This is a genomic window from Streptomyces sp. NP-1717, from assembly GCF_022695985.1.
Lineage (GTDB): Bacteria > Actinomycetota > Actinomycetes > Streptomycetales > Streptomycetaceae > Streptomyces.
In genome coordinates this window covers 1-16459 of the sequence record NZ_JAAPBF010000160.1, presented here as the reverse complement: position 1 = coordinate 16459, position 16459 = coordinate 1, and the positions used below count along the sequence as shown (strand labels likewise).

Here is a 16459-nt window from a genome sequence, read left to right as displayed (position 1 = left end):
CCTCGTCCTGGGGCCCCTGCGCCGCGGCCCCGCCGACCCCACCTTCCGTACCCGGCCCGACGGCTCCGCCGTCCGCGCCACCCGGACGCCCGCCGGGCCCGGCACCCTGCGGGTCAGGACGGCCGGCGACGGCACCGTGCACGCCGAGGCATGGGGCGCGGGGGCGGACTGGCTGCTGGAGCGGCTGCCCGAGATGCTCGGCGCCTGCGACGACCCCGCCGCCTTCGTCCCGCGTCACAGACTCCTCGCCGCGTCCCAGCGCCGCCGCCCCGGCCTGCGTCTGTGCCGCACCGGCCTCGTCCTGGAGTCGCTGATCCCGTCGATCCTGGAGCAGAAGGTCACGACGATCGAGGCGAACCGCTCCTGGCGCCATCTCGTGCGCACGTACGGCGAGCCCGCCCCCGGCCCGTACGGCGAATCGCCCGACGGCCGCCGCGACAGCCGGATGTACGTCATGCCCGACGCCCGCGCCTGGGCCATGATCCCGTCCTGGGAGTGGCACAGGGCCGGTGTCGACTCCAAACGCTCCGACACCGTCGTACGCGCGGTCCGCGTCGCCCGTCGGCTGGAGGAGGCCGCCGGCATGGAGCCCGAACCCGCCTCCGCCCGGCTCCAGTTGATCCCCGGCATCGGTCCGTGGACCGCCGCCGAGGTCCTTCAGCGGTCGAACGGCGCCCCGGACGCCGTCACCGTCGGCGACCTGCATCTGCCCGGCGTCGTCGGCTACGCGCTCGCCGGCCGCCCCGACACCGACGACGCCGGGATGCTCGAACTGCTGGAGCCGTACGCCGGGCAGCGCCACCGCGCCGTACGGTTCATCCTCCTCAGCGGCCGGACGCCACCACGCCGCGCACCCCGCATGGCCGTCGGCAGAATCGCCCATCTCTGAGGCCGGCGGGTCCTGCGGGCCCCGCAGGACCAGCGGGGCCCGCCGACGGTTCACACGGGCTCACCGCACCTCGATGAAGTCCTCCGGCTTCCGCCCCGGCCGGACCTTCGGCGCCGCCGCCGCGTGCCCGACCGCCACCGCGCCCATCGGGTCCCAGTTCGCGGGCAGTTCGAGCACGTCCCGTACGACGTCGCGGCAGAACATCGTGGACGACACCCACGCGGAGCCGAGCCGCTCCCCGGCCAGTGCCACGAGGAAGTTCTGCACCCCGGCGCCCGTCGCGACCACGAACATCTCGCGCTCCGCCATGTCGCGCCGCGCGTCCCCGTAGGTGTGCGCGCCGTCCGCCACCAGGCACGGCACCACCAGATACGGCGCGTCGCGCAGCACGTTCCCGCGCCGCACCCGCTTGGCCACCGACTCCTCCGACTTGCCGTCGCGGCGCAGGTCCGCGATCCACGCGTCCCGCATCGCGTCGACGAGCCGCAGCCGCGACTCGGGCGACTCCAGCAGGACGAACCGCCACGGCGTCGTGTGATGCGGTGCCGGAGCCGTCACGGCCGCGGCGACCGCGCGGCGGACCGCGCCCGGGTCGACCGGCTCGTCGGTGAACTCCCGCACCGTACGGCGCTGGGTGACCGCCTCCCGTACCGCCTCGGACGTCCCGAGCCGGAACATGTCGTCGGCAGCGACCCGCACCATCGCCCGTGCGTCGTCCGCCGATTCGCCCACCAGCCGCGCGAGACCGGTCACCACCGCCACCGGCAGCCCCGCGGACTTGCCCTTCACCAGGTCGCCCGCGGCGGCCAGTTCGTCGGCGAGGGCGACGACCGTCGCGCCCAGCGGATTGCCGTGCGTGTCCGTGCCGCCGCGCAGGTCGTCCAGGACCCGCACTCCCGCCGCGCCGATCGCGACGTCCGTCAGCCCGTTGCGCCACGGCCGCCCGAAGGTGTCCGTGACGATCACGCCGACGTCCACCCCCAGCGCGTCCCGCAGCCCCTCCCGGATCGCACGGGCCGAGGCGTCGGAGTCCTCGGGCAGCAACAGCACCGTCCCCGGAGGGGTGTTGGACGCGTCGACGCCGGCCGCGGCCATCACCAGACCCTGCCGGTTCTCCACGATCCGCAGCGGTCCGCGCCGCGCCACCACGCGTACCGTCTCGGCGTCGATCGCCGCCTCACGGTCCGGCGCCCCGACGACGCGGCCCTCGGCCTTGGACACGATCTTCGACGTGACGAGGAGGATGTCCCCGTCGGCCAGACCGGGCCCCGCCGCGACGATGAGCTTCGCGAGATCGTCACCCGCGCGGACCTCGGGCAGCCCGTCGAGCGCCCGGACGCTGTACGACAGGACGCCCTCGCCGGCGCGCGCCCCCGTCCCGGTTCCCGCGTCTTCGCTTCCGCCTTCGTGGGACGACGTCACGCCCGCACCTCCTCGGCCAGCGCCAGCGCCTCACGCGCCATCGCGGCTGTCGCGTCCAGATCGGTCATCATCAGGGGTACGGCCCGGCTGCGGATCCCCGCACCCTCGATCTCGGCGACGGCCGCCGCGTCGACGGTGTCGACGAGCCAGCCGTCGAGCAGCCCCGAGCCGTAGTGCTGTGCCACGGCGGTGGCCGTCGACTCGACGCCGATCGCCGCGAGGACCTTGTCGGCCATGCCGCGCACCGGCGCGTCCCCGACGATGGGGGAGAGCCCGACGACCGGCACCCCGGCGTCGGCGATCGCCTCGCGGATCCCGGGCACGGCCAGGATCGTGCCGATGCTGACGACGGGGTTCGACGGCGGGAAGAGGACGACGTCGGCCTGGGCGACGGCCTCCAGCACACCGGGCGCCGGCTTCGCCTGGTCGGCGCCGACGGGCACGACCGCGTGCGCCTCCACAGAGGCGCGCATCTTCACCCAGTACTCCTGGAAGTGCACGGCCTTGCGCTCGCCCGTGGGGCTGTCCGGCACATCGACGGCGACATGTGTCTCGACGCGGTCGTCGGACATCGGCAGCAGCCGGACCCCGGGCTTCCAGCGCGCGCAGAGCGCCTCGGTCACCGCGCTCAGCGGATAACCGGCGCCCAGCATCTGTGTGCGGACGATGTGCGTGGCGAAGTCGCGGTCACCGAGCCCGAACCACTCGGGCCCCACGCCGTACTCCGCGAGCTCCGCCTTGACCTGGAACGTCTCGTCCGAACGTCCCCAGCCCTGCTCTTCATTGATGCCACCACCGAGGGTGTACATCACCGTGTCGAGGTCCGGACAGACCTTCAGCCCGAACAGATGGATGTCGTCACCCGTGTTGCCGATCACCGTGATGTCCGCGTCCGGCGCGGCCTGTTTGAGGCCACGCAGGAAACGGGCGCCACCGATACCGCCGGCCAGAACCACAATGCGCATGCTGTGCAGTTTGTCAGGCGGGTACGACATCCCGGGCCGCCGGGGCGCACCGGGCGGAGTGCATCGGCATCTCGGTCAGACCCGGGTAGTAGATGTGCAGACTCACGGCCGGTCCGAGCGAATCGTTGACCACCTCGTGGACGTATCCGGGGGCGAAGACCCGCTGCGCGCCGGCGGCGAGTGTGCGGCTCGCCGTTCTCGTACGCTCCGTCAGTTCGCCGTCGAGGACGGTCAGTACGCCGGACGAGCGGCCGTGGTCGTGCAGTCCGCTGCGCTGGCCGGGCACCCAGGAGAGCAGCCACACCTCGTAGCCGGGACCCGTGCTCAGCCGGTGGTACCAGCGGCTGGCCGCGTCGTACTCGACGAGTGCGGCCCACCGCGCGCGGTCGGCGGCGACGGCACGGGCCAGACCGGCGAATTCGGCCACCGTGGAGGGGTGCTCACGGGCGGGCTGGAGAAGGTGCGGCACCTCAAGGAGATCGCCCGCGATCTGAAGATCGCTGTCGTTGTTCATGGCTGTGGAGGTTCCTCGGCAGAAGGCGTGCGTGGGGGGCGCGAAGACACGTGCGCGAAAAGAGAGGTGGAGAAGGAGATGTACGGCCGGAGCTTCAGTGGCTCAACAGCACGGACAACAGGAACAGCTACAGCGGGTCTGGGCAGCACTGCGGAATCCACGGGTGTGGGTCGCGAACGTCGCTGAGGTGACCGGCATGCTGTCAAAGGTGGCGGGAACGGTTCCCGCTTGTCAACTCAATGACCGATTTGGCGGCAATGTTTCACCACATCCGGTTGCTGCTTCAGGGGAAAGGTTTGTGTGATCGCCGACCGGGAGACATGGCGCAGCAGTCGGGCTCGCAAACATCGTCGCGCTCCCGTGACCGGACTGTGATTCGAATCGCTTCCGGTGGCTGGATCGCAACATTGACGCGGCTCCTGGCGTCTCCCTCAGGGAGGAGCGAATGAGGGCTGGCCAGTGGCATGTGTCAGGTTTTTGGTGATTTGAACACTTTCCGCATAGCCTTGGTTCCGCAGAGTGAATACCGGGACCAATAGCAGATCTCGGCTTGACTGGCTCGTATCCGCACACTTGTAATTTCACTCGTGTCGTTCGGCCGAAAACGGTAGCGGCCGCAAGCACGGGGACGTAAAGACAGACGAGGGGCGCACATGACCGAGCTGTTCGAACAACTGCTGGTCGAGGACGCGGACGAGGAACTCGGCTGGCAGGAGCGCGCGTTGTGCGCCCAGACCGATCCCGAGTCCTTCTTCCCCGAGAAGGGCGGCTCCACCCGGGAGGCGAAGAAGGTCTGTCTCGCCTGTGAGGTCCGCTCCGAATGCCTGGAGTACGCCCTCGCCAACGACGAGAGGTTCGGTATCTGGGGCGGTCTCTCCGAGCGTGAACGCCGCCGTCTCAAGAAGGCCGCGGTTTGAACAGTTTCAGCCATTCTCCGCACGCGCCCTGCGCGATAGCCCGCGCGAGACCTCGCGCGGCAGTCTCCGAACGGTCCGTCATCTGCGTCCTCTTCGCAGCCGGCGGACCGTTGTCGTGACCGGCGCGAGCGGCCCGGCCCGGTGCCGTCTCCCGCGCTGTCTCCCGCGTCGTCCGCTTTGTCCGGGCGCTCGGCGATCCGGTGCCTGTTCGTACCGTTAGTGTGGGGCCCCGTCCGAGACGCCCCAACGCCCCGTCGGGGCGACCCCCCGGCCGGAGGGCCCCTACCTCGATGTCCGCCACCACAGCCGCGTTCGATTCAGCCACCGCACCGGAGTACCCGCGGCACGTCGTGACCGCCGTGCTCGTCTCCCACGACGGTGCCCGCTGGCTTCCCGACGCCCTCACCGGGCTGATCGGCCAGGAACGCCCCGTACAGAACGTCATCGCCGCCGACACCGGCAGCGCCGACGAATCGGCCACGCTGCTCACCGAATCGCTCGGCCCGGACCGCGTCGTCCACCTCGCCCGCCGCACCAGCTTCGGTACGGCCGTCGAGGAGGCGGTCCGTACCGCCGGCGTGCTGACGCCCGACGACCTGCCGTATCTGAAACGGCCGAGCGGCTGGGACCCCGTCACCAGAACCTGGCACGACGAGGCGTACGACATGCCCGACCTGCCGCACGGCGAGCCCGTGCAGTGGCTGTGGCTGCTCCACGACGACTGCGCGCCCGACCCCGACGCACTCGCCGAACTGCTGCGCGTCGTCGACACCGACTCGCACGCCGCGATCGTCGGCCCCAAGCTGCGCGGCTGGTACGACCGCAAGCAGCTCCTGGAGGTCGGCGTCTCCATCGCCAACAGCGGGCGCCGCTGGACCGGACTGGACCGGCGCGAGCAGGACCAGGGCCAGCACGACCAGGTCCGCACCGTCCTCTCCGTCTCCAGCGCGGGCATGCTCATCCGCCGGGACGTGTGGGAGGAACTCGGCGGCTTCGACCGCAGACTCCCGCTGATGCGCGACGACGTGGACCTGTGCTGGCGCGCGCACGCCGCGGGACACCGGGTGCTCGTCGCCCCCGACGCCGTCCTCAGGCACGCCGAGGCCGCCGCGCGCGAGCGCCGCACCGTCGACTGCGCGGGCCGCTCCGTCGTCAACCCGCACCGGGTCGACAAGGCCGGCGCCGTCTACACGCTGCTCGTCAACTCGCGCGGTGCCGTGCTGCCCTACGTACTACTGCGGCTCGTCGTCGGCACACTGCTGCGCACCGTCGCCTACTTGGTGGGCAAGGCACCGGGACAGGCCGTCGACGAGGTCATGGGACTGTTCGGCACGCTCCTGCGGCCCGGCAGAATCATCGGCGCGCGAAAACGACGAGGCAAAGGCGTCGTCGAGGCAACCGAACTTCGCGCGCTTTTCCCGCCACCCGGCGCCACCGTCCGGGCAACGGCCGAGCAAGTAGCTGGAAGCCTCGGTGGCGGCTCTGAGACCGAAGCCGGTGGCTCACGCCACGGCGCGGTGGAGTCGGGCCCCGGCGGGGACGACGCGGACTTCCTGGAGATCGAGCAGTTCGCCCGGCTGAAGCGCCTCGCGCACAAGCCGGGCCCCGTCCTCTTCGCCGTACTGCTCCTCGTCTCACTCGTCGCCTGCCGGGCCCTGCTCGGCGGCGGCGCACTCGCGGGCGGCGCGCTGCTGCCCGCGCCGCCGGACGTGGCGGGCCTGTGGTCCCGTTACGCCGACGGCTGGCACCCCATCGGCACGGGCGGCACCCAGACCGCGCCGCCCTACCTCGCGGTTCTCGCGGCCCTGTCGGCGCTGTTCCTCGGGTCGACCGGCTTCGCGCTGACCCTGCTGCTCGTCTGCTCCGTACCGCTGGCCGGAGTCACCGCGTACTTCGCCTCCCGGCCGCTCGTCGAATCGAAGCTGCTGCGGGCCTGGGCGAGCGTCGCGTACGCCTTCCTGCCCGCTGCCACCGGCGCCCTGGCCACCGGGCGGCTCGGCACGGCCGTACTGGCCGTCCTGCTGCCGCTGATCGCGCGGGCGGCCGTCGCGGCGTACGGGATCCGCGCCGAGCCGAAGGCGGGCGCCGCAGGCGCCGCGCGCGGGAGCTGGCGGGCCACCTGGGCGTACACCTTCCTGCTCACCCTCGCGATGGCGTTCACCCCGATCGTCTGGCCCATGGCGCTGGTCCTCGGCCTCGCCGTCCTGGCCCTGCGCCGCGACGACATCGTGGCGTACGGGCTGCGCCTGCTGGCCGTGGTCGGCACCCCCTTGCTCGTCCTGGCCCCCTGGTCGCTCTCGCTGCTCACCTCACCGTCCAGCCTCTTCCGTGAGGCGGGACTGGAGTTCGGTACGGGACAGGCCACCGCCCTCGATCTGCTCGGCATCAGCCCCGGCGGCCCCAAGGCCGCGGGCGGGCTGCTGCTGATCGGCGTCGTCCTGGCGGCACTGGCCGCGCTCCTGCGCGGCGAGCGGCAGTTCGCCGTGCGAGCGGCCTGGGTGACCGCCCTCGTGGCGCTCGTCTTCGCCGTCCTCGCGAACAACTCCGGCTGGGCCGGACCCGCCACCCTCCTCTACGGCCTCGCGCTCATCGCGGCGGCCGTGCTCGGCGCCGACGGCGCCAGGGAACGCGTCGCGAGCCAGAGCTTCGGCTGGCGCCAGCCCGTCGCCGCGCTCATCGCCGTCGCGGCCGGGGCGGCCCCGCTGCTCGCCGCGGGCGGCTGGATGCTCAGCGGCGCCGCGGGACCGCTGGAGCGGCGCGACCCCGTGCAGGTACCGGCGTTCGTCGCCGAGGAGAGCATCACCCGTGACCAGCCGCGCACGCTGATCCTCGGTGGTACGTCGCCCGCGGAGGTCTCGTACTCGCTCGTACGCGGCTCCGGCGGGCGGCTCGGCGACGCCGAGCTGACCGAGTCCGGCGGCAGCGACCCCGGGCTCGACAAGGTCGTCGGCCGTCTCGTCGCGGGCTCCGGCGCCGACCAGACCGACCAGCTCAGCGGCTTCGCGATCCGCTACGTCCTGGTCCGTGACGGCGCCCCGGCTCAGATGTCACGCGTGCTCGACGCCACCCCCGGTCTGAGCCGGCTCAGCCAGCTCGACGGCAGCGCGCTGTGGCGCGTCGACCGTCAGATCTCGCGGGCCACGATCATCGAGGGCGAGAGCGACGCCGAGCCGCTGCCCGTCGGATCGTCCACGGTCGAGGCCCACACCGACATCCCGGCCGGCAAGGCCGGACGCGTGCTGCGGATCGCCGACCGGGCCGCCGAGGGCTGGCAGGCCACGCTCGACGGGCGCCCCCTGGAGAAGACGACCGTCGACGGCTGGGCGCAGGGATTCCAGCTCCCCGCCGAGGGCGGCAGGCTCGACCTCACGTACGAGGACTCCTTCACCCACACCGCGTGGGTCTGGGCGCAGGCCGCGCTCGGCGTCGTCCTGCTCGTGCTCGCCCTGCCGGGGCGGCGCCGGGAGATCGACGACGACCTGCCCGAGGAGCGGGCCGACGTGCCCGCCCAGCCCGTGTCCGGCGAGGGCCGCCGGGCGCGCAGGCTGCGGGCCGCCGCGCAGGCGGAGGCGGAGGCCGCGGAGGGCACCGACGGTGCCGGCGGTGACGGCGCGGAGACGACCGTGCCGCCACCCCCGGCGGAGGCGCCGTACGCCGCCGCGGCTGTTCCGCGGCAGCAGTCGTACGGGGAGTGGGACGGCCAGACGTCCTACCAGGGCGCGGATTACGGCTCGTACACGAACGAACAGCAGTACCAAGGCGGGCAGAACGAGCAGCAGCAGTACGAAGGCGCCCCCTATCAGGGCGCGCAGCAGTACGAGGGCGCTCCCCAGTACGACGCCGACGGATACCAGCAGTACCAGCAGTACCCGGCGGACCAGTACCAGCAGCAGGCCCCGGTCCAGTACGACCAGTACGGATACGTCGTCCAACAGCCGTACGCCGAGGGGCAGCAGCCCTACACCGCCCCTCAACAGCCGTACACCGACGGCAATGAGAACGAGCAGCGTCCCGACGGGAGCAGCAAACAGTGAACCGCACGACCCTCTCCCTCATCGCGGCCGCCACCGCACTCGCGGCTGTCACCGGGTTCGCCGCGGTCAGCGCCCCCGACAGCGCCGACACGGCGGCGACGGCGAAGACGCCCGCGCGTCTTCCCGTGGAGCGCAGCAGCCTGCTCTGTCCCGCGCCCAGCACGTCGGAGCTGGCCGAGACGGTCTACACGTCGTTCACACCGGCCGGGGCGGACGGCGCGGGTACGGGCGGCACGGCCGAACTGGCGCCGTCGGCCGCGCCGTTGGACGACGCGACCGCCGACGACGACGGGAAGAAGGACGAGGAGGACGAGAAGGACGAGGAGAAGGACGAGGAGCAGACGGGCGACACGGCCGGGGACGACAGCGCGAAGGAGCCCGCGGCGGACGGGGCGGACGCCAAGGCCAAGCCCTTCCTGGCCCTCAAGGAGCCCGGCAAGCCCGTCTCCGGGACCAAGAACACCTCGGACGCCCCCGCACTCGTCGGCACGGCCACCGGCCGTCTCGCGCCCGGCTGGACCACCCAGCAGACCACCACGGTCACGGGCGGCGAAGGACGCGGACTGCTCGGAGTCAGCTGCACCCCGCCCGACACCGACTTCTGGTTCCCCGGCGCGTCCACGGACAAGGCGCGTCAGGACTACGTCCACCTCACCAACCCGGACGACACGGCGGCCGTCGCCGACGTCGCGCTGTACGGCAAGGGAGGCACGCTCAAGTCCGATGCGGGAGAAGGCATTCCGGTCCCGGCACGGTCCAGCGTCCCCGTCCTGCTGTCGACCCTCACCGCGGAGGCCGAGCCGAACGTCACCGTCCACGTCAGCACCCGCACGGGCCGTGTGGGCGCCGTGGTGAACGCCGCCGACGAGAACCTCGGCGGCGACTGGCTGGCCGCCTCCGCCGACGCGGCGCCGCGCGCGGTGCTGCCCGGAATCCCGGCGGACGCCACCTCCGTACGACTGGTGGTCTTCGCGCCCGGTGAGGACGACGCCGAACTGAAGGTGCGACTGGCCGGCAAGAGCGGCACGATCGTCCCGGCCGCCGCGGCCGAGACACTCAACGTGAAGTCGGGCATGACGGCCTCGCTCGACCTGGGTGACGTCACCAAGGGCGAGGCCGGCTCGGTGCTCCTGGGCCCGGCGGAGGACGCCGGCGAGACCCCGGTGGTCGCCGCGCTGCGCGTCGTACGGGGCAAGGGCACCGACCAGGAGGTCGCCTTCATCCCGGCGACCGGTGCGGTGACGGAGCGCGCGACGGCCGCCGACAACCGCGCCAAGGGCTCGACGCTGTCACTGACCGCGCCGGACGGCACCGGCAAGGTCAAGGTCACGGCCTCGGCCGGCACCGGGGGAGGCGAGCAGGTCGTCGAGACGTACACGGTCAAGGGCGGCACCACGCAGGCCGTCACGCCGCCCGTGCCGCAGGGCCTCAAGGGCTCGTACGCGCTGACGGTGGAGCCCGAGTCGGGCGGTCCGGTCCACGCCGCGCGCACGCTGGCGCTGACCCGGGACGGCGTACCGATGTTCACGGTGCAGACGCTGCCGGACGATCGCGGCATGGTCTCCGTACCGGCGACGAAGGAAGACCTCTCCGTACTGAAGTGAGGCCGGGGGCGGGACCGCGGGGGCCCTCGCGGTCAGTCCTGGCCGTACCGCGGATCGACGGATTCCGGTGCGAGCCCCAGCAGTTCGGCGACCTGCTCGACCACCACCTCGTGGACGAGCATGCCGCGCTCCTCACGGCTCTTCGTACGGATCTCGACGGGCCGCCGGTACACGACGATGAGCGCGGGCCGGCCCTTGGCCTCGGGGACCGACCGGCCGAGCGGTACCGACTCGTCCTCGGCCTCGGGCACGTCGAGGACGAGGAAATCGATCTCCGCCAGCTGGGGCCAGCGCCGCTCCAGCCGCTCCACGGAGTCCCGTACGAGGTCACGGAACGAATCCGAGCGGCTCGCCGAGAGCGGGACCTGCGGCGGGGCGACGGGCCCGCGCATCCCGCGTCCGTGGCGGTCACGGCGGCGCGGTCTCGGCTCGGCGGGGTTCGGCGGTACGGGACTGTCCATCACTGACGCAGGGTAGCTCTCATGGGGACGCCGCGAGTGCGTGCCCGGACCGCCGGACGGCATGTCGCAAATTGAGCATTCCGGCCAAGCTTGGGCTCGTTTCGCTACGTCGGCCGGATCGTGGCGCTCGCACTGAATGACGGTATTTGCCCCAAGTGGTGACCGGGCAACTGACGGTAATCGCCCGGTCGCTCCTCCTCCCGTGCAGGTCAGGGCAGTTGTGCGGGTGCCGGTTGGGGCGAATCCCCCGTCACGACACGGTGGGGTGACGTGGGGGCGAGTCGTCGCGGCCCGCTCAAGAGTGCGGTACCGTCCAACATCGTGAGCCCTGTACGTCGCTGTTCGCGCACCGCGTGCGGCCGTTCCGCTGTCGCGACACTGACGTACGTCTATGCCGATTCGACCGCGGTCCTCGGCCCGCTCGCCACGCATGCCGAGCCCCACTGCTACGACCTGTGCGCCGAACACAGCGAGAGACTCACCGCGCCGCGCGGGTGGGAGGTCGTCCGGCTCACGGACGGCTCGGCACCGGCCAGGCCCAGCGGTGACGATCTCGAAGCCCTGGCGAACGCCGTGCGTGAGGCGGCGCGCCCTCCGGAGAGGCCTGCCGGACCCGGCGTGAACGGGCCGCGCGGGGCGGATCAGGCGGAGGCCGGGCGTCGCGGGCATCTGCGGGTGCTGCGTTCCCCCGATTCCTGAGCCGCCGCTCACCGCCGGTCGCTCCCGCGCCGTGCCGTCGCCTCCTGGCTCCGGCTTTCGGTGACGGATCCTGCACGGGCCATTGACCTTGCTTGTCGTGCACACGATCATGCCTCCCAGCCGTGAGAGATCACTTTCCGCATCGCGGAATACGGAGGCCCCCGTCGTGTTCGAACAGCAATTGGAACCCGTCGCCGATTCACTCGGCGTGTCCGCCCTCGTCGCCGCGCTTCCCCTGGTCACCGTGCTGGTGCTGCTCGGCGCCGTCCGTATGAAGGCCCATCGCGCCGGACTGATAGGTCTGGCCGTCGCCGTCCTGGTCGGCTGGCTGGCCTTCGGAATGCCGATCGGCCAGACCCTCTCCGCGGGCGCGCAGGGCGTCGTCTTCGGGCTCTTCCCGATCATGTGGATCGTCGTCAACGCCCTGTGGGTGTACCGGATGACGGTCCGTACCCAGCACTTCGACATCCTGCGGCGCTCGTTCGGGCGATTCTCCGACGACCCCCGCATCCAGGCGCTCGTCGTCGCCTTCTGCTTCGGCGCTCTCCTCGAAGCGCTCGCCGGCTTCGGCGCACCGGTCGCCATCTCCGCGGTGATGCTCGTGGCGCTCGGCTTCGCCCCCGTCAAGGCGGCGGTCGTCGCCCTCGTGGCCAACACCGCGCCCGTGGCCTTCGGCGCGATGGGTACGCCGGTGGTCACCCTCGCCCAGGTGACCGGGCTGCCGCTGGACACCGTCGCCTCCGTCGTCGGCCGCCAGACGCCGCTGCTGGCCGTTGTCGTCCCCCTCGTACTCGTCTGGCTCGTCGACGGCAGGCGCGGCCTGCGCGAGACCTGGGCGCCCGCCCTGGCGTGCGGATTCGCCTTCGGTGTCGCGCAGTTCGTCGCCGCCAACTACGTCTCCGCCCAACTCGCCGACATCGGGGCCGCGCTGGTGGGCGCCGCCGCGCTGCTCGCCGTACCGAGCGCGCGCAGGCCCGCCGACGAGGCGGTGCGGACCTCCGTACTGACGGGCGTGCGCAGCGAGGACCTCGACGTCGAGGACGACCGCCGCGAAATCGTCCGCGCCTACGCGCCGTACGGCCTGATCGTCGTGATCTTCTCCCTCGCGCAGATCCCCCCGGTCAAGGACCTGCTGGCCAAGGCGACCCAGTCCTTCGACTGGCCTTTCCTCGACGTCGCGGACTCCGAGGGGAAGCCCGTCGGGGCCAACGTCTTCTCGCTGCCGCTCATTTCGACCGGCGGCACGCTCGTCCTGGTCGCCGGCCTCCTGACCGCCGCCGTGATCGGACTCAAGGCCAAGGGCGCGCTCAAGGAGTGGGCGGCCACGGTGCACGAACTGCGCTACGCCATCCTCACCGTCGTGTCGGTGCTGGCCCTCGCCTACGTCATGAACCTCTCCGGACAGGCGGCCACCATCGGCCACTTCGTCGCGGCGGCGGGCGCCGGGCTCGCGTTCCTCTCGCCCGTGCTCGGCTGGTTCGGCGTCGCCGTCACGGGCTCCGACACCTCGGCCAACGCGCTCTTCGGGGCGCTCCAGGTGACGGCGGCGCGCGAATCCGGGCTGTCGCCCGAGCTGTTGGCGGCGGCCAACAGCTCCGGCGGCGTGCTCGGCAAGATGATCTCCCCGCAGAATCTGACCATCGCGTGCGCGGCGGTCGGTCTCGCGGGCAAGGAAGGGGACCTCCTGAGGAAGGTCCTGCCCTGGAGCCTCGGGCTGCTGTTGGTGATGTGTCTGATCGTCGTGGGGCAGAGCACCTTCGTACTGGGGTGGATGCTGCCGTAGGCGCGCCGCGGCCGGCCCGGGGGCGCGTCCTCGGGGCCCCTCCCGGGGGCGGGTAGTTTGTGATGACTGTCCGCAGAGACCTCAGGAGGGGTGGCCGTGGCCGACTTGGGCCAGATCGTGAAGGCGTACGACGTACGTGGCGTTTATCCGGACCAGCTCGACGACCGGCTCGTCGAGCTCTTCGGAGCGGCCTTCGTGGAAGTCACGGGCGCCACGGCGATCGTCGTCGGTCACGACATGCGGCCCTCCTCGCCCCATCTGTCGGCGAGCTTCGCCAAGGGCGCCGTCCGGCGCGGTGCGCACGCCACGCTGATCGGGCTCTGCTCGACGGACCAGCTCTACTACGCCAGCGGGGCGCTTGACCTGCCGGGCGCGATGTTCACCGCGTCGCACAACCCCGCGCGGTACAACGGCATCAAGATGTGCCGCGCGGGCGCCGCGCCGGTGGGGGAGGACACCGGACTGGCGGAGATCCGGGCGCTGGTCGAGAAGTGGCTCGCCGAGGGGGCCCCGGAACCGGCCGCGACGCCGGGAACGATCACGCAGCGTGACACGTTGACCGATTACGCCGCCCATCTGCTGTCCCTGGTCGAACTCTCGGCGATCCACCCGCTGAAGGTCGTGGTCGACGCGGGGAACGGCATGGGGGGCCACACCGTCCCGACGGTCTTCGCGGGGCTGCCCGTCGACCTGGTCCCGATGTACTTCGAACTGGACGGCACGTTCCCCAACCACGAGGCCAACCCGCTCGATCCGCGGAACATCGTGGACCTCCAGGCCCGCGTGCTCTCCGAAGGCGCCGACCTGGGCCTGGCGTTCGACGGCGACGCGGACCGCTGCTTCGTCGTGGACGAGCGGGGGAGGGGCGTGTCACCGTCGGCGATCACGGCACTGGTCGCCGAGCGTGAACTCGCCAAGCACCCCGGTGGCACGGTCATCCACAACCTCATCACCTCCTGCTCGGTCCCGGAAGTCGTCAGAGAACAGGGCGGCACCCCCGTCCGTACGCGCGTCGGCCACTCCTTCATCAAGGCGGAGATGGCCCGCACGGGTGCGATCTTCGGCGGCGAGCACTCGGCGCACTACTACTTCCGCGAGTTCTGGAACGCGGACACGGGCATGCTCGCCGCGCTCCACGTGCTGGCCGCGCTCGGCGGCCAGGACGGCCCGCTGTCCGAACTCGTCGCCTCCTACGACCGGTACACCGGATCGGGCGAGATCAACTCCACCGTGGACGACCAGGCGGCCCGCCTCGACGCCGTACGCAAGGCCTTCTCCGACCGCGAGGGCGTCACGACCGACGAGCTCGACGGCCTGACGGTGACCACCCCCGACTGGTGGTTCAACCTCCGCGCCTCCAACACGGAACCCCTGCTGCGCCTCAACGTGGAGGCCCGCGACGAACCGACCATGGCCAAGATCAGGGACGAGGCCCTGGCGCTGATCCGGTCCTGACCCCGGGCCGGCTCCGGGCACCCGCCCTCCACCCCGTACGCCTCAGCACGTTCGAAGGGACACCACCACATGCCGCTCGAAGCCGGCCTCCTGGAGATCCTCGCCTGCCCGGCCTGCCACGCGCCGCTCAGCGACCGCACCGAAGCCGACACGCCCGAGCTGATCTGCACCGGCGCGGACTGCGGCCTGGCCTACCCGGTCCGCGACGACATCCCCGTACTCCTCGTGGACGAGGCCCGCCGCCCCGCCTGAGGGAACGCCGCTTCCACAGGCCCGTGCCCACGCGCCGTCCACGGCGCCCGGCGATCGGAGACACACCTCCCATGCTCGACGAGTCCCTGCTCGACGCGCCGGACGCGCTGGCTCGCGCCGACCACCGTGGGCTCCTCCTCGGCGCCGCCGAGGCCGGGGCACGTGTACGCACCGCCGTCCGGCACACCGCCGAGGCGGGCATCGGACAGCTCAACCCCGAGGGCCGCCCCCGCGCCGTGCTGTTCGCCGGCTCCGGCACCGCCGCACTCGGCGTCGCCGACCTGCTCGGCGCGCTCGCCGGTGCCGCCGCGCCCGTCATCCTGCTGCGGCCCACCGGAGTGGCTCCCGCCGCGGGCGCCCTGCGCTGGGCGCTCCCCGGCTGGGCCGGCTCCGTCGACCTGCTCCTGATCGCCACCACCGACGGCGGCGAACCGGGCCTCACCCTCCTCGCCGAGCAGGCGTACCGCCGCGGCTGCACCGTCGTCGCCGTCGCCCCGCACCCGTCCCCGCTCAGCGAGGCCGTCGGCGGCACGCACGGCCTCACCGTGCCCATGGCGCCCACACCCCAGGAGCAGTACGAGGAGACCCAGGCCGCGAGCCCGGGCGCGCTCTGGGCGCTGTTCACCCCGCTCCTCTCGCTTCTCGACCGCGTCGGACTGCTCACCGCGCCGGCCGAGACCCTTCAGCTCGTCGCCGACCGCCTCGACAGCGCCGCCGAACGCTGCGGCCCGGCCATCGCCACGTACAGCAACCCCGCCAAGACCCTCGCCGCCGAACTGGCCGACAACCTCCCCCTGATCTGGACGGAAGGTACGGTCGCCGCCCCCGCCGGGCGCCGCTTCGCCGCCGTACTGGCCGAGTTGTCCGGCCGCCCCGCGCTCGCGGCCGAGCTTCCCGGCGCCCTGCCCGCACACGGCCTCCTCCTGGGCGGAGACTTCGCCGGCGGCGCCGCCGACCCCGACGACTTCTTCCGCGACCGTGTCGACGAGCCCCAGCCGCTGCGCGCCCGCGTCGTGCTGCTCCGCGACCGCCCCGTCGGCGGACTGACCGCGGCGCCCGCCGCCCGCGAACTCGCCATCAGCCACGAGACAGCCATCAGTGAGCTGGAGCCGCAGGAAGGCAGCGAACTCGAAGCCCTCGCGGAACTCGTCGCCGTCACCGACTTCACGGCCGTCTACCTGGCCCTGGCCTCCGGCAACCGCGCATGACCCCCACCGGCCCGGCCGGCCGGCCCCGGCGCTGAATCCACCTCACGCACCCCGCACACTCGGCACCGCACCCGCATTCGCAGACCTCCGTCGTCACCCACCTCCGTTTCCACGCGTCTTTGCACTTCGTCCGCACGCCAACCGAATTCGCCCGCACGTCACGGAACAAGGAAGCACCCATGGACCGCCTCTCCAACACCGTGCGCCCCTATGCCTGGGGCTCCACGACCGCCATCCCGGAACTGCTCGGCACCGC

At 72.3% G+C, this 16459-nt stretch carries 13 protein-coding genes; 9 read left to right on the top strand and 4 right to left on the bottom strand.

Annotated elements, in window-relative coordinates; genetic code table 11:
• Positions 1 to 889 (top strand): DNA-3-methyladenine glycosylase (locus GXP76_RS25675; RefSeq protein WP_242573969.1); only part of this gene is annotated, 889 nt, incomplete at its 5' end.
• Positions 890 to 949: 60 nt separating this feature from the next.
• Here the strand turns inward: GXP76_RS25675 and GXP76_RS25670 are convergent.
• From GXP76_RS25670 to GXP76_RS25660, 3 genes are all read right to left on the bottom strand, one after another.
• Positions 950 to 2239 carry a coenzyme F420-0:L-glutamate ligase gene (locus GXP76_RS25670; RefSeq protein WP_242573971.1) on the bottom strand — a complete coding sequence of 430 codons (1290 nt, stop codon included), beginning with the start codon at positions 2237 to 2239 and terminating at the stop codon, positions 950 to 952.
• Between the two features lie 68 nt (positions 2240 to 2307).
• On the bottom strand, positions 2308 to 3276 hold the full coding sequence (gene cofD, locus GXP76_RS25665) for a 2-phospho-L-lactate transferase (protein WP_242573968.1): 969 nt from the start codon (positions 3274 to 3276) through the stop codon (positions 2308 to 2310).
• A 13-nt stretch (positions 3277 to 3289) separates the two neighbouring features.
• A complete protein-coding gene (locus GXP76_RS25660) occupies positions 3290 to 3790 on the bottom strand; it encodes a cysteine dioxygenase family protein (RefSeq protein ID WP_242573967.1) in 501 nt (166 codons plus the stop codon).
• 653 nt (positions 3791 to 4443) lie between these two features.
• Between GXP76_RS25660 and GXP76_RS25655 the strand changes: the two genes are divergently transcribed.
• The 3 genes from GXP76_RS25655 to GXP76_RS25645 all read left to right on the top strand — a co-directional run bounded on the left by GXP76_RS25655 (position 4444) and on the right by GXP76_RS25645 (position 10345).
• A complete protein-coding gene (locus GXP76_RS25655) occupies positions 4444 to 4707 on the top strand; it encodes a WhiB family transcriptional regulator (RefSeq protein ID WP_023541320.1) in 264 nt (87 codons plus the stop codon).
• A gap of 290 nt (positions 4708 to 4997) precedes the next feature.
• Positions 4998 to 8741 (top strand): glycosyltransferase, encoded by a 3744-nt coding sequence (locus GXP76_RS25650; protein WP_242573966.1) that lies wholly within the window; start codon positions 4998 to 5000, stop codon positions 8739 to 8741.
• Positions 8738 to 10345: a DUF5719 family protein gene (locus GXP76_RS25645; RefSeq protein WP_242573965.1), complete on the top strand. Its 1608-nt coding sequence runs from the start codon at positions 8738 to 8740 to the stop codon at positions 10343 to 10345. Before GXP76_RS25650 ends, GXP76_RS25645 begins: the two co-directional genes overlap by 4 nt.
• A gap of 32 nt (positions 10346 to 10377) precedes the next feature.
• Here GXP76_RS25645 and GXP76_RS25640 read toward each other — a convergent pair whose 3' ends face one another.
• Positions 10378 to 10806 (bottom strand): metallopeptidase family protein, encoded by a 429-nt coding sequence (locus GXP76_RS25640; RefSeq protein WP_242573970.1) that lies wholly within the window; start codon positions 10804 to 10806, stop codon positions 10378 to 10380.
• A 270-nt stretch (positions 10807 to 11076) separates the two neighbouring features.
• Between GXP76_RS25640 and GXP76_RS25635 the strand changes: the two genes are divergently transcribed.
• The 5 genes from GXP76_RS25635 to GXP76_RS25615 all read left to right on the top strand — a co-directional run bounded on the left by GXP76_RS25635 (position 11077) and on the right by GXP76_RS25615 (position 16203).
• Positions 11077 to 11505: a DUF3499 domain-containing protein gene (locus GXP76_RS25635; protein WP_242573964.1), complete on the top strand. Its 429-nt coding sequence runs from the start codon at positions 11077 to 11079 to the stop codon at positions 11503 to 11505.
• 166 nt (positions 11506 to 11671) lie between these two features.
• Positions 11672 to 13288 (top strand): L-lactate permease, encoded by a 1617-nt coding sequence (locus tag GXP76_RS25630; protein ID WP_242573963.1) that lies wholly within the window; start codon positions 11672 to 11674, stop codon positions 13286 to 13288.
• A 96-nt stretch (positions 13289 to 13384) separates the two neighbouring features.
• The gene (locus GXP76_RS25625) at positions 13385 to 14743 is read left to right on the top strand and encodes a phosphomannomutase/phosphoglucomutase (RefSeq protein ID WP_242573962.1); all 1359 of its coding nucleotides are present in this window, start codon (positions 13385 to 13387) and stop codon (positions 14741 to 14743) included.
• A gap of 69 nt (positions 14744 to 14812) precedes the next feature.
• Positions 14813 to 14995, top strand: a complete 183-nt coding sequence (locus GXP76_RS25620) for a Trm112 family protein (protein WP_078077031.1) — start codon at positions 14813 to 14815, stop codon at positions 14993 to 14995.
• 71 nt (positions 14996 to 15066) lie between these two features.
• The gene (locus GXP76_RS25615) at positions 15067 to 16203 is read left to right on the top strand and encodes an SIS domain-containing protein (protein ID WP_242573961.1); all 1137 of its coding nucleotides are present in this window, start codon (positions 15067 to 15069) and stop codon (positions 16201 to 16203) included.
• Positions 16204 to 16459: the final 256 nt, after the last annotated feature.